The following is a 12,660-nucleotide window of genomic DNA, read 5'->3' on the forward strand; positions in this document are numbered from 1 at the left end:
GCAGCTATGTAGCCGCCGCCAGAAGATTGAGATCACTCAGTAGTGAACGGACGTGGCGCTCTACCTCATCCGCAATCTCGCGGACCTTCCCAATGGGCTGCCCCTCAGGATCCTCAATATCCCAGCTCAGATAGCGATGACCAGGCACGCCCGGCACCTCATCAACGCCCATCAGGACGACAACATCAGAGACATGGATGGTTCGCGGGACGATCGTCTTCTGATACAACCCCTCTGTGGAGATGCCGCGCTCGCGCAGCACCTCCAGGACCGTCTCATCGATCCCCGGAGCCGGCTCCAGCCCGACCGAACGATGGAGCACCTGATTGCCGACCAACTCGCGGGTGATCGCACTGGCCAGCTGGGAGCGGCCGGCGTTGCGACGGCAGACAAAGAGAATTTCCTTGCGGCGCTTCTCCGCAATCTGATCATCGGAAGCCATTTCCTCGAAGCGCTCCGAAGCTTCGCGCTCAACCATGACCGCCACGAAAGTGGTGATCCTGGCGCGACTGACGTTTTCATCGATGACCTCATCAAGCACCCGGTCAATCGTTTCAGGGGAGAACATCTGGCCGAATCGTCGGTGCATATCGCTCCGAACAAGGTCGAATTGGTCGTTATTCATTTCTTCCACTCCTCTCAATGGCCGTCGCCCGCGGAAGCACTTTTCGCAGGCCACCTGCAGTCCATAAACCGTTTACTTGATGTTCATATTACGCTGGCCGGAAATAATTGGATAGCCCACTATTCCTATCTTAATGTGCAGAATGTCACAGCTTGGTGGATTCGGTCCGGAAATCTTCGACCCCGACACCGGACATGCCAAAGGGGGGTGGGGGGGGGGGGGGGGGGGGGGNNNCCCCCCCCCCCCCCCCCCCCCCCCCACCCCCCTTCCGGCGAGCTCGACCCCCGGGGGCGTCGATAAGCGGCGTACTAAAGAACCTCGCGCAGCTTATTGTCGAACATGGTCAGCGCCGAAGCGATCGCCATATGCATATCCAGGTACTGATAGGTACCCAGCCGGCCGCCGAAGTAAACCTTGGCAGCAGCGGTCTCGGATTCGGCGCGCCCGCGGTACTTCTTGAGCATCTCGCGGTCATCCGGGGTGTTGATCGGATAGTAGGGCTCATCCGAATCATCGGCGAAGCGGGAGAACTCACGCATGATCACGGTCTTATCCGCCGGGTAACGGTCCTCACGCTCCGGATGGAAATGACGGAACTCATGGATACGGGTAAAAGGAACATCCGCATCGTTGTAGTTCATCACCGGGGTGCCCTGGAAATCACCGGTCGGCAGGACCTCGGTCTCGAAATCAAGGGTCCGCCAGCCGAGCTTGCCCTCGGAGTAATCGAAATAGCGGTCCAGCGGCCCGGTATAAACCACCGGAACATCCGGGTTCGCCGCCCGGATCTCATCGCGCACCTCGAACCAGTCGGTATCCAACTGGACCTCGATCAGTTCATGATCAGCCATGCGCTTCAGCCAGGCGGCGTAGCCATCAACCGGCAGGCCCTCATAGGTGTCATTGAAGTAGCGGTTGTTGAAGGTGTAGCGCACCGGCAGGCGGGTGATATTGCCGGCCGGCAGGTTCTTCGGATCGGTCTGCCACTGCTTGGCCGTGTAATCACGGATGAAGGCCTCGTAGAGCGGGCGGCCGATCAGGGAGATCGCCTTCTCCTCAAGGTTGGTGGCATCGGCCGCACTGATCTCCGCAGACTGCTCCTTGATCAGCTCGCGTGCCTCTTCGGGGCTGTAATACTTACCGAAGAACTGGTTGATCAGGCCCAGGCCCATGGGGAACTGGTACGCGGTGCCATCATGCATCGCAAAGACCCGGTGCTGATAGCCGGTGAAACCGGTGAAACGGTTGACATACTCCCACACCCGCTCATTGGAGGTGTGAAACAGGTGCGCGCCATACTTGTGGATTTCGATGCCGGTTTCCGGCTCCGCCTCCGAGTAGGCGTTGCCGCCGAGATGGCTGCGGCGCTCCACAATCAGCACCCGCTTGCCCAGTTCACTGGCCGCCTGCTCAGCCACGGTCAGGCCGAACAGCCCTGAGCCGACGACGATCAGATCATAATTCTTAGCTTCCGTCATAAATCTTGACCCTAATCGACCCCGTCGCAGGCAGCATGACAACACCCCGCGCAAGGTGCCGCTTATCGACGCCGCGGCCCCGACGCGGACCCCGTCACACCTCGCTCTCCCAGGAAAAATTCACCAGTTCTTCACCCCGAACAGCATCACCCGAGGTGGGAGCATGGAATACTATTCCCATTAGTCACACACGTCCCAGTGGATTCATTCAATAACATGCATGCGATGTATCCTCAGGGCTATCATTGGCCACATCCTTGTACTATCATTTCTTCCGACTCAAGGAGTCCCAGCCGCACCATCAAATTCAGGGAGCAAATAAGTGCAGCAAAGACGACGCCTCACCGCGGTCAGACAGCGCCCCACGCTGGCGATCATCATGTCCATCGTCATCGTCGCCGCAGTAGTGGTCGGTCTCAACACCGACGACATCCTCAAGACCCAGGAAGCCGGTACCGCACCAGTCTCCGCTTCTGAGGAATCCGTCTCCCTCACCGAGGGCGAAAACATTGTTGTTGAAGATGCCGCCATCTCCGCCCAGGGAGGCGAAGCTGCACCCAGTGCCGGCGGGACCGCTCGCACGGTGAAGGAATTCACCCGCGACCAGGAATTTTCCATGTTCGCACTGACCTGGCAGGGCCACCGCGATATCGCCCCCTTCGTCCGCGCCGAAGCCGCCGACGGCAGCTGGGGCCCCTGGTACGCCGCTGAGCCCATGGATGCAGTCAGCCCCACCGGCATGTCCGGCACCGACCTGGTCTACATCGAGCCGACCACCAAAGTCCAGGTCTCCGTGACCGGCGTGGACATCATCGGCACCGAAACCGGCGAGGCTCCGGCCGAGGAAGCCGCAGCTGAGCAGGCTCCTGCTGAGGCTCCGGTTGCTGAAGCACCCGCTGAGGAAGCACCCGCTGAGGAAGCACCGGTAGTCGAGGCTCCGGCACCCGTAGTCGAAGCTCCCGTTGAGCAGGCACCGGCTCCTGCCGCAGAGGCGCCGGTTGGCGCCGGCACTGCCCCGCTGCCCACCAACTACGGCGATATCAAGCCTGTCGCTGATGTCTCTGATGCCGCCGATATTCAGGCAGTCTTCATTGACGGCAACGAGGAAGAGGGCGGCATCGCTCTGGCTGCCGAGTCCGATTCCTATGGCATGCCGAATGTCATCTCCCGCGCGGGCTGGCGTGCGGATGAATCCCTCCGCTGCTCCTCGCCCACCTACGATGACTCCGTCTCCGCCATCACCATTCACCACACCGCGGGTTCCAACAACTACACCGAGGCGGGGTCCGCCGCGCAGATGCGCGGTTACTACAAGTACCATGCCTCGACCCTGGGCTGGTGCGATATCGGCTACCAGTCCCTGGTGGACAAGTACGGCAATATCTTCGAGGGACGCGCCGGAGGCCTGAACAAGGCGGTCCAGGGCGCCCACGCCGGTGGCTTCAACCAGAACACCTGGGCCATCTCGATGATGGGTGATTACAGCAACGTCACGCCTTCCGCGGCGACGATCCAGGCCGTCGGCGAGCTCGCCGGCTGGCGGGCCAGCGTCGCTGACGCCCAGTTCGATCCGACCGGCTCCGACGTCCACTACTCCGAGGGAACCAGCTACGCCAAGTACCCCTACGGCGCTGCGGTGACCCTGCCGAATATCTTCGCCCACCGCGATGTCGGCAACACCGCTTGTCCGGGTAACGCGGGTTATGCCCAGATGGGCAATATCCGCAGCATCGCCAAGACCACCTACGACGGCATCCAGAATGGCACCGGCGGCAACGGTGGCGGCAGCATCCCGGACGATAACACCACCCCGCCGATCACCGATCCGATCCCGGATGAGCCGATTGTCACTCCCCCGGTGGATAACGAGCCCGGCACCGCCCAGCTCTCCTCCGTCAGTGGCCTCGACATCGAGGGCCTGATCAACGGCGACCAGTCCGCCATCATCGCCGCTGCCGGCACCATCGCAGTGGTCGCACTCTCACTCGCCCTCTCCCAGGGTGATGTCGGCGGCATCGGCAACCTCGGCGATGTCGAAGTAGTCAGCGGCCTGACGCTCGGACACATCCCGCCGGTACTGCAGGGCGTGGTTTCCCTCAGCGGTGATAGCGAGATCGGTCAGCTGGCACAGACCCTGCTCACGGTCCTCGGCCCCGTGCTCGGCGAATCCCGCAGTGGCGTCCAGTACGCCGGCGACCGCAACGGCAACTCCGGCATCAACTACGCCCTCTTCGACAACGGCATCATCCTCGACTCCGATCAGACCGGTGCACATGCCCTCTGGGGAGCGATCGGTGACGCTTGGGCCAGCCAGGGTTATGATCTCGGCCCCCTGGGCTTGCCGACCAGTGAGGAGTACCAGTCCGGGAACCTGACCCGGGTGGACTTCCAGAACGGCTACATCACCTACGATCCGGCCACCAACGCCGTCGATATTCAGCAGAACTAGTACGGCTGAACCAGAACCCGCATCGCCACCTCGGCGATGCGGGTTTCGACGTCTCCGGGGCCGGCAAACAACCTGAACATGGTGCGCAGCTGCGCACTATTTTTCCCAGTCGTAGGAGCGTTCCACCGCCCGGTTCCACTCGGAATAAAGATGTTCACGCTCGGTGGATTCCATCTTCGGTTCCCAGTGCCGATCCACCTGGGACTTGGCGGCAAGCTCCTCCAGCGAATCCCAGAAACCAGCCCCATAGCCCGCTGCGAAGGCTGCTCCGAGTGCGGTGGTCTCGATATTTTCCGGTCGGGTGACCTCGGTGCCGAGGATGTCCGCCTGAATCTGCATGGCCAGTTCATTGTTGACCATGCCTCCGTCGACCCGGAGGGAATCTAGCTCCACCCCAGAGTCGGCGACCATGGCTTCGACGACCTCGCGGGTCTGGAAGGCGGTGGCCTCGAGCACCGCCCGGCAGATGTGGCGGCGGTCGGCGAATCGGGTCAGCCCGACGATCACGCCACGGGCGTCGCTACGCCAGCGTGGGGCGAAGAGCCCGGAGAAGGCTGGGACGATATAGACGCCACCGTTGTCCCCGGCCTCCCGGGCCAGCTTCTCAATGGCGGCAGCATTCGGGATGATCTGCAGACTATCGCGCAGCCACTGCACCAGGGCACCTCCCATGGCCACCGAGCCCTCGAGCGCATAGACGGGTTTCTGCCCCGCGATCTGGTAGCAGACGGTGCTGAGCAATCCGTGTTCACTGAAGCGGAGCTGCTCGCCGGTATTGAGCAATAGGAACAGCCCGGTGCCATAGGTGTTCTTGGCGCTTCCCTCATGGAAGCAGCCCTGGCCGAACATGGCGGCCTGCTGATCACCGAGCACCCCGCGCAAGGGCACATCATGGAGAGTGCCGCGTTCGCGCACCACCCCGAAATCACCGATTGAGGCCCGGATCTCCGGCAGCATGTTCAGCGGTACTCCCACCTCCCGGCAGAGTTCCTCATCCCACTGCCCGCTATGCAGATCCATCAGCAGGGTGCGGGAGGCATTGGTGATATCGGTCAGGTGCAACGCAGGTTCCCCGCGGTCGCCCTCGTGCCCACCGGTCATGTTCCAGATCAACCAGGTGTCAATGGTTCCGGCGAGTAGCTCACCGCGCTCGGCCCGATTTCGGGCGCCCTCCACGTGGTCGAGGATCCAGGAAATCTTCGGCCCTGCCGGATAGGAGTTGATGAGCAGTCCGGTGCGGTCCTGCCAGCGGCGGATTCCCCCTTCACCAGCAAGTTTCTGGCAGAGTTCGGTGGTGCGGGTGTCCTGCCAGACGATGGCGTTATAGATCGGCTCACCGGTGGCCCGGTCCCAGACCACGGTGGTCTCCCGCTGGTTGGTCAGCCCCAGGGCGGCGATGTCATCCGCCGAGAGGTCGGCATCAGAGAGCGCGATCGACATGGCGCGGCGGGTGTTGTCCCAGATCTCCATCGGGTCATGCTCCACCCAACCCTGCTGGGGCATGATCTGCCGGTGCTCGAATTGCGCGGAACTGATCACCTGGCCCTCATGATTGACGATCACGCAACGCGTGGAGGTCGTCCCCTGATCAATGGCTGCGATATGGCTACCGGAATGAGTCACACCTGAAATTCTGCCATGTCGCCGGGGCTACCGGGGAGGGATTGCCGAGGAGTCCCGGCCCATGCCCTCGGCCAGAAAACCAGGGTGAAGGGTAGGTCTCGAGAATCAGGCCAATGACCTACCGCAGAGCACAATCTGGCCGATCCTCGAGACCTACCCGTCAAGCTCCACGCAACCCCGAGGTTAAGTCTGGGCCGGGCAGGGCTTAGCCGGAATTAAAACCAGCGTTCCAGCACCTGCGCCACGCCACCCTCGTCATTGGTGGTGGTCACGTGATCCGCGGCGGCCTTGACCTCCGGGCGGGCATTGCCCATGGCCACACCGATGCCGGCCCAACGCAGCATCTCGATGTCATTGGGCATATCGCCGAAGCAGATGGTCTCCGCCTGCGGCACGTCGTAGTACTCCCCGAGCAACTCCACGCCCAGTGCCTTGGTCACGCCGGGGGCGGCGACTTCCAACAGGCCCTCGGACATGGAGAAGGTGACATGCGCCTGGGCTTCATCAATCATTGGGCTGACCAGGGCATACATCTGCTCTGCGTTGAGATTCTCATTGCGGAGCAATAGTTTCACGGCGGGTTGTGCCAGGACCGCTTCCTCATCCTCGACACTGCAGTCCGGGGCTTCCCAGGCCGGGAGGTAGTTGGGGGCGACCGCGAAGTATTTGGCCTCATGGTCGAAGGCGCCTTCACCGACCCGTTCCACGGCGACGCCGACCCCGCCGAACTCGGCGAGGGCCTCATTGGCGGTGGCCACCACCGCCGTCATCACCGCAGGCTCCACCAGGTGGGAGCGCAGTACCCGGTCAGAGGCGGAGTCGTAGAGGACTGCCCCATTGGCGCAGACGCAGACCGGGCGGACCGGAAGCTGCTCAAGCACCGGGGCCAGCCAGCGGTGGGGTCGGCCGGTGGCCAGGGTCAGGTGGGCACCGGTGCCACCGAGCCGGGTGATCACCTCCCGGAGTCGTGGAATCACACGGTCCTGCGAGTTGAGCAGAGTGCCGTCGATATCGCTGGCCACGAGCCTAGGGGCGGTGTCCACCGTTACTTCCTTCCTGATAATCCTTTGATCATTCCGCTGATACGAGCGGCGACCCGGCCACTATAGCGCCTGGCGGTTGCCAGTAGCCCCTTGCCGTCCCGGCCGCGCAGCGCGGCGTCGGCACGCGCATTGAGCTTGGCGGCTTCCTTTTCTTCTTTGGCAGCCAGCTTGGCTTCCTTGGCGGCTTTTTTCTGTGCCTTGTCCGCGGTGTCTATCTGGTGCGCCTCCTCGAGGGTGGGCGCGGTGCCACCGAGTGAGATCGGCAGCCAGTACTCCCCCGCCGGGAAGGGACCATACTCGGCGGCGTATTCACTGCGGGTCTGGTCCATCAGTTCCACCAGGGCGGCATGCAGTCGCTGTGTGGCCTCCTCCGGGGATCCATCGGGATCCACCGGCGCGCCCAGGCGGAGGAACACCGGAGTGTTCGTCCGACCGAGGTGCTTCGGGTGTCCCTTGGTGATGATCCGTTGGCCGCCCCAGATGACCATCGGGATCAGGGGCACATCAGCCTGGGAGGCGATCCGCACCGCCCCGGTCTTCAGGTCCTTGATCTCGAAGCTGCGGGAGATGGTCGCTTCCGGGAAAATACCCACGATCTGGCCCTGGCGCAACCGGTTGACGGCTTCCTCAAGGGAGCCGCGGCCGGCGGAGCGGTCCACGGAGACATGGTCCATGCCGCGCATGAGGGTGCCCACCACCGGCATATCGAAGATCTCCTTCTTCGCCATGAAGCGGACCAGGCGTTTGCCACGCACATTGCCCGGCACCTCACCGAAGATGAAGTCGTAGTAGCCGGTGTGGTTCATCGCCAGCAGCGCGCCGCCCTCGGTGGGCAGGTTCTCCGCACCAAAGATGGTGACCTTGATGCCTTGGGCACGCATGATGCCCTTGAGCATCTTGATGATGAAGCCGTTGTAGAAGCGTTCCTTCGACTCGACCGGGTGTTTGGGCACCTTCGGCAGGTCCGCCGGTACGCGGAACATGCCGCCGCGGGTGGTGTATTCGGACATCGCGGGCTACTTCACCGGCTCCAGCACGTCCTTGCCCACGAAGGGGCGCAGCGCTTCGGGGACGATGACGGAGCCGTCGGCCTGCTGGTTGTTCTCCAGGATGGCGACGAGCCAGCGGGTGGTGGCCAGCGTGCCGTTGAGGGTGGCCACGGTCTGGGGCTTACCGTTCTCGTCCCGGTAGCGGGTCTGCAGGCGACGGCCCTGGAAGGTGGTGCAGTTCGAGGTGGAGGTCAGCTCACGGTAGGTGTTCTGGGTGGGGACCCAGGCCTCGGTGTCGAACTTGCGGGCGGCGGAGGAACCGAGGTCGCCACCGGCAACATCGATGATGCGGTAGGGCACCTCGACGGCGGAGAGCATCTCGCGCTCCATGTTCAGCAGGGCCTGGTGCTGGGCAGCGGCCTCCTCCGGCTTGCAGTAGACGAACATCTCGAGCTTGTCGAACTGGTGGACACGCAGAATACCGCGAGTGTCCTTGCCGTAGGAGCCGGCTTCGCGACGGAAGCAGGAGGACCAGCCGGCGTACTTCGCGGGCCCCTTGGAAAGATCGATGATCTCATCGGAGTGGTAGCCCGCCAGCGCGACCTCGGAGGTGCCCACCAGGTAGAGGTCATCGCGCTCGAGGTAGTAGATCTCATCGGAGTGCTCCCCCAGGAAGCCGGTGCCCTGCATGATCTCCGGGCGCACCAGCACCGGCGGAATCATCAGGGAGAAGCCGGCCGCGCGGGCCTTCTGGGCGGCCAGGGTCAGCATGCCCAGCTGCAGGAATGCGCCGTCGCCGGTGAGGAAGTAGAAGCGCGCGCCGGAGACCTTGGTGCCGCGCTTCATGTCGAGCAGGCCGAGGGATTCGCCGAGTTCAAGGTGGTCCTTGGGCTCAAAGTCGAAGGTACGGGGCTCGCCGACGTGCTCGAGGACGACGAAGTCATCCTCGCCACCGGCGGGCGCACCGGCAACGATGTTGCTGATCTTCAGCTGCAGCTCGTTGACAGCGGCTTCGGCGGCGTTCTGGGTTTCTTCGGCGGCCTTGACCTTGGACTTGAGCTCATTGGAGCCCGCAAGTAGTGCGGGGCGGTCCTCGGGGGCGGCCTGGCCGATCTTCTTGCCGAAGGCCTTGTGCTCGGAGCGCAGGTCATCGGCGGCCTTGATCGCCTCGCGACGGGACTCGTCGGCGGAAATCAGCTGGTCCACCAGCTGCGGGTCTTCGCCACGGGTTTCCTGGGAAGCACGGACGACGTCGGGGTTCTCGCGGAGGAATTTCAGATCAATCACACCCTGCAGCCTACCGCGCGGCACCCCCGGATGTCCCGAGGACCACCGGCAAGCCTGCCCCCGCTTATCGACGCCCGTGCCTGCCGGACCCCTAGACTGGTAATAACCACCGGGGTATCATCTGGGACATGCCCGATTCCGCCCGTCCCGCACTACCCGCCCGGACTCTGAGCGCCGGACCGAAACCCAAGCACGCCCAGCTGCGGGAACTCATCGAGGAATACTGCACCACCTCCCTCAGCCCCGGAGATATCCTCCCCGGGGAACGCGCCCTGGAAGAGACCTACGGCGTCAGCCGGATCACCGTCCGCCGCGCCATCGGAGACCTGGTAGCCAGTGGAAGGTTGACCAGGGAACGCGGCAAAGGCACCTTCGTCGCCCCGAACCCGCTGGTCTCCCGGCTGCACCTGGCATCCTTCAGCTCTGAGATGCAGGCGCAGGATGTTTTCGCCAGTAGCCAGATCCTGCTCTCTGAACGCGCGGCCACCCCGCCACCGGTGCAGGAGTACTTCGGCTGCGAGGCGCAGTCGCAGCACATTCACCTGCGTCGACTGCGACTGGGCGACGGCCGCCCATATTCCATTGACGATGCCTGGTACAACGCCGATTTCGCGCCGGACCTACTGGAAAATGATGTCTACAACTCCGTCTATTCGATCCTGGAACGCAGCTACGGACTACCGATCTCTGATGCCGATCAAATCGTCACCGCCATTGCGGCAGATGACACCACCGCCGCGCTTCTGGAGGTTCCGCCCGGCGCGCCGCTGCTGCGGATCGTGCGGCATTCCCGCTCCGGGGACCGGCCGATCGAGTGGTGTGATTCGGTGTACCGCACCGATCGTTACCACCTGAAGACCAAAGTGACCCGGGCGCTGGACCAGTGAGCCTTCGGTCACGCCCTCCTTCGGGGTCACCCAAGAACAGCAGAGTGTCGCATGGGACACATGTGGTCCCAGGTATAAGAACACAACCTAATTTCCACTTAATTTCCATTATGTTCTGGCCTGGGAGGTGCATTTTGGCACCTCGGACGGCAAGATAGGTGCATCATGTCAACTTCGCAGTCCTGGCGTTCCGCCACCGCCCTCCGCATCGGCCTGGTCGCCGCGCTTGCCGCGACCGTCGCCGTGGGAACCTACAGTTATGTCGATGGCATGGCTGATTCCGGTGGCGGGACCGAAAATGGCACATCAGGCTCGACCACCACCTCCGTCGTCGACATCGCCCCCTTCACCACCGCCGACTCCGGCGACTGCATGAGCTGGGATATCAGTGCCGAGGGGGATGTCAGCAACTTCGAGCAGACCCCCTGCAATAGCGAGCACCGCTTCGAGGTCTCCGCCCGCGAGGACCTGGCTACCTACCCCTCCTCCGAATTCGGCCCCGAAGCCGCCGCCCCTGACCTGACCCGCCAGGCGCAGCTCCGCGAGGAGCTCTGCCAGACCGCCACCATCCACTACCTGGATGGCCGTTTTGACCCGGTGGGCCGCTACTCCATCGCCCCGATCCTGCCGCCGGCGGAAGCCTGGGCGGCCGGTGACCGCACCATGCTCTGTGGTGTCCAGGCCACCGATGGCGTGGGCAACCCGGTCCTGACCATCGGCGTCGCCGCCGAACAGGACCAGGCCCGGGTCGCCCAGCCCGGCGAGTGCGTCTTCTTCGATAACGCCCGCGCCCCGCATATTTTCGACTGCGCCGAGGATCACCACCTGGAGACCACCGCCATCGTGAACCTGCTGGAGACCTTTCCGGACCGGGTCCCCAGCGTTGAGGAACAGGATCAGCACCTGGCGGAGGTGTGCACCCAGGCGGCGATCGACTACCTCGGCGAAGAGGAGATCCTCTACCAGTCGACCCTCCAGCCCTACTGGGCGACGATCTCCGACTCCTCCTGGAACGGTGGCAGCCACTCGGTGAACTGCTCCCTGATGTCCGCGCACCCGGAGGGCGGGTTCTCCGTCCTCAACGGCTCCGCCACCGGCGAGTTCACCATTAACGGGGCTGCCCCCGCACCGCAGCCGGAGCGCGACCCACTGACCTCCCCGGAGGGCGCAGCCCCCGCCGAAGCTGCCGTCCCCGGCAGCGAGGGTGCACTGCAGACCACCGGCGACGCCACCATCCCCCAGCTCTAGGACATGTGATTTAAGGTGGCATTCCCGGTCAGTGCGGAGCGCTTCGATGAGATGGTCGATGATGCCCTCGATGAGATCCCCGACCACTTCCTGCCGCATATGCGCAATATCGTGATCCTGATCCACGAACGCAACCAACAGGAACCCTCGCTACTCGGTCTCTACGAGGGGGTGGCACTGACGGAGCGGACCTTCGACCACACCGGATTCCTGCCGGATGCGATCTCCATCTACAAGGAAGCCCTGGAAGATATCTGTCACTCCGAAGAGCACCTGGCCGCAGAGGTGCGTGTCACCGTCCTCCATGAGATCGGGCACTACTTCGGGATGTCCGAGGAGCACCTGCACAGCCTGGGCTGGGGTTAGCTCCTCTGCGGCGCAGGTATCTGGCTGCGGCGAAAGACCAGGCCACGAGTTAGATGCAGTCCTTCTTAGGCTCGGTATCCACATGCGGGATTCCTGGTCGATTACCCAGGGCGGCTCCCCAGGGCCGCCCCTCAACAGCAGGGGACCTTTCGTTCCCCTTCACCCGGCGACATGGGAAAACCCGCAGCAAACCCGCAGCTACCAACCGTCCCCAGCATGGGTCACACCACTGGCCTAAGCTGATTGCCGGGTGAGTCTCACCTGTGTGACGTGTGTGAGTCGAGGGGTGACAGGATGCGTCAGAGTCTTCTCTCCTCCCCGCTGCAGTGCTTGCACGCTGCGGAGGAGCTGAAACCGACTGACACCGACTGAGAACACTGTCACGAAGACGCTCAGCTAGTGGAGGCAGCGATTCACCGTGACCCTCCGACTTGAACTCGTTGCCGCCACACGCCCCGCGACACCCTGAAAATAACCCCGACAAAGGAGAACCCCCACCATGCCGACCATAGGCATCTTCGAGATCGCGATCCTGCTGTTCATGCTGGTAGCAGCAATAGGAGTGCTCATTATCATTGGCCTGGGGATCAGGGCGCTGGTCAAGCTCAATCGCCGGATCGACGCCCCGAAGGGGCACAACCAGACCTCGGCCCCCTGAGCGCATC

Annotated in this window: 11 protein-coding genes; 5 read left to right on the forward strand and 6 right to left on the reverse strand. The window is 63.3% G+C overall.

The window, feature by feature from the left end; all coding sequences use genetic code 11:
• Window positions 1-4: 4 nt before the first annotated feature.
• Both ACTU46_RS14025 and glf read right to left on the reverse strand, forming a co-directional pair.
• Window positions 5-625 (reverse strand): arsenate-mycothiol transferase ArsC, encoded by a 621-nt coding sequence (locus ACTU46_RS14025; RefSeq protein WP_443382827.1) that lies wholly within the window; start codon window positions 623-625, stop codon window positions 5-7.
• Between the two features lie 308 nt (window positions 626-933).
• Window positions 934-2,103 carry a UDP-galactopyranose mutase gene (gene glf, locus ACTU46_RS14030; RefSeq protein WP_443382830.1) on the reverse strand — a complete coding sequence of 390 codons (1,170 nt, stop codon included), beginning with the start codon at window positions 2,101-2,103 and terminating at the stop codon, window positions 934-936.
• A gap of 322 nt (window positions 2,104-2,425) precedes the next feature.
• On the opposite strand from glf, the gene ACTU46_RS14035 reads away from it, so the two are divergent.
• The gene (locus ACTU46_RS14035; protein WP_443382832.1) at window positions 2,426-4,552 is read left to right on the forward strand and encodes an N-acetylmuramoyl-L-alanine amidase; all 2,127 of its coding nucleotides are present in this window, start codon (window positions 2,426-2,428) and stop codon (window positions 4,550-4,552) included.
• 96 nt (window positions 4,553-4,648) lie between these two features.
• On the opposite strand, the gene glpK is transcribed toward ACTU46_RS14035, so the two are convergent.
• The 4 genes from glpK to serS form a co-directional block, all read right to left on the reverse strand.
• The gene (gene glpK / locus ACTU46_RS14040; RefSeq protein ID WP_443382835.1) at window positions 4,649-6,175 is read right to left on the reverse strand and encodes a glycerol kinase GlpK; all 1,527 of its coding nucleotides are present in this window, start codon (window positions 6,173-6,175) and stop codon (window positions 4,649-4,651) included.
• A gap of 215 nt (window positions 6,176-6,390) precedes the next feature.
• Window positions 6,391-7,218, reverse strand: a complete 828-nt coding sequence (locus tag ACTU46_RS14045) for an HAD family hydrolase (protein WP_443382838.1) — start codon at window positions 7,216-7,218, stop codon at window positions 6,391-6,393.
• Window positions 7,219-7,220: 2 nt separating this feature from the next.
• A complete protein-coding gene (locus ACTU46_RS14050) occupies window positions 7,221-8,228 on the reverse strand; it encodes a lysophospholipid acyltransferase family protein (protein ID WP_443382840.1) in 1,008 nt (335 codons plus the stop codon).
• A gap of 6 nt (window positions 8,229-8,234) precedes the next feature.
• A complete protein-coding gene (gene serS, locus ACTU46_RS14055) occupies window positions 8,235-9,494 on the reverse strand; it encodes a serine--tRNA ligase (RefSeq protein ID WP_443382843.1) in 1,260 nt (419 codons plus the stop codon).
• 128 nt (window positions 9,495-9,622) lie between these two features.
• Here serS and ACTU46_RS14060 point away from each other — a divergent pair, with 128 nt between their 5' ends.
• From ACTU46_RS14060 to ACTU46_RS14075, 4 genes are all read left to right on the forward strand, one after another.
• On the forward strand, window positions 9,623-10,381 hold the full coding sequence (locus tag ACTU46_RS14060) for a GntR family transcriptional regulator (protein WP_443382846.1): 759 nt from the start codon (window positions 9,623-9,625) through the stop codon (window positions 10,379-10,381).
• A 165-nt stretch (window positions 10,382-10,546) separates the two neighbouring features.
• Window positions 10,547-11,629, forward strand: coding sequence for a septum formation family protein (locus ACTU46_RS14065; protein WP_443382848.1), 1,083 nt, complete (start codon window positions 10,547-10,549; stop codon window positions 11,627-11,629).
• 51 nt (window positions 11,630-11,680) lie between these two features.
• A complete protein-coding gene (locus tag ACTU46_RS14070) occupies window positions 11,681-11,995 on the forward strand; it encodes a metallopeptidase family protein (RefSeq protein WP_443382890.1) in 315 nt (104 codons plus the stop codon).
• Window positions 11,996-12,494: 499 nt separating this feature from the next.
• Window positions 12,495-12,653: a hypothetical protein gene (locus ACTU46_RS14075; RefSeq protein WP_443382850.1), complete on the forward strand. Its 159-nt coding sequence runs from the start codon at window positions 12,495-12,497 to the stop codon at window positions 12,651-12,653.
• The last annotated feature ends 7 nt before the right edge of the window (window positions 12,654-12,660 follow it).

The sequence above is a fragment of the Corynebacterium sp. A21 genome (genome assembly GCF_052266655.1).
In the GTDB taxonomy this organism is placed as follows: Bacteria; Actinomycetota; Actinomycetes; order Mycobacteriales; family Mycobacteriaceae; genus Corynebacterium.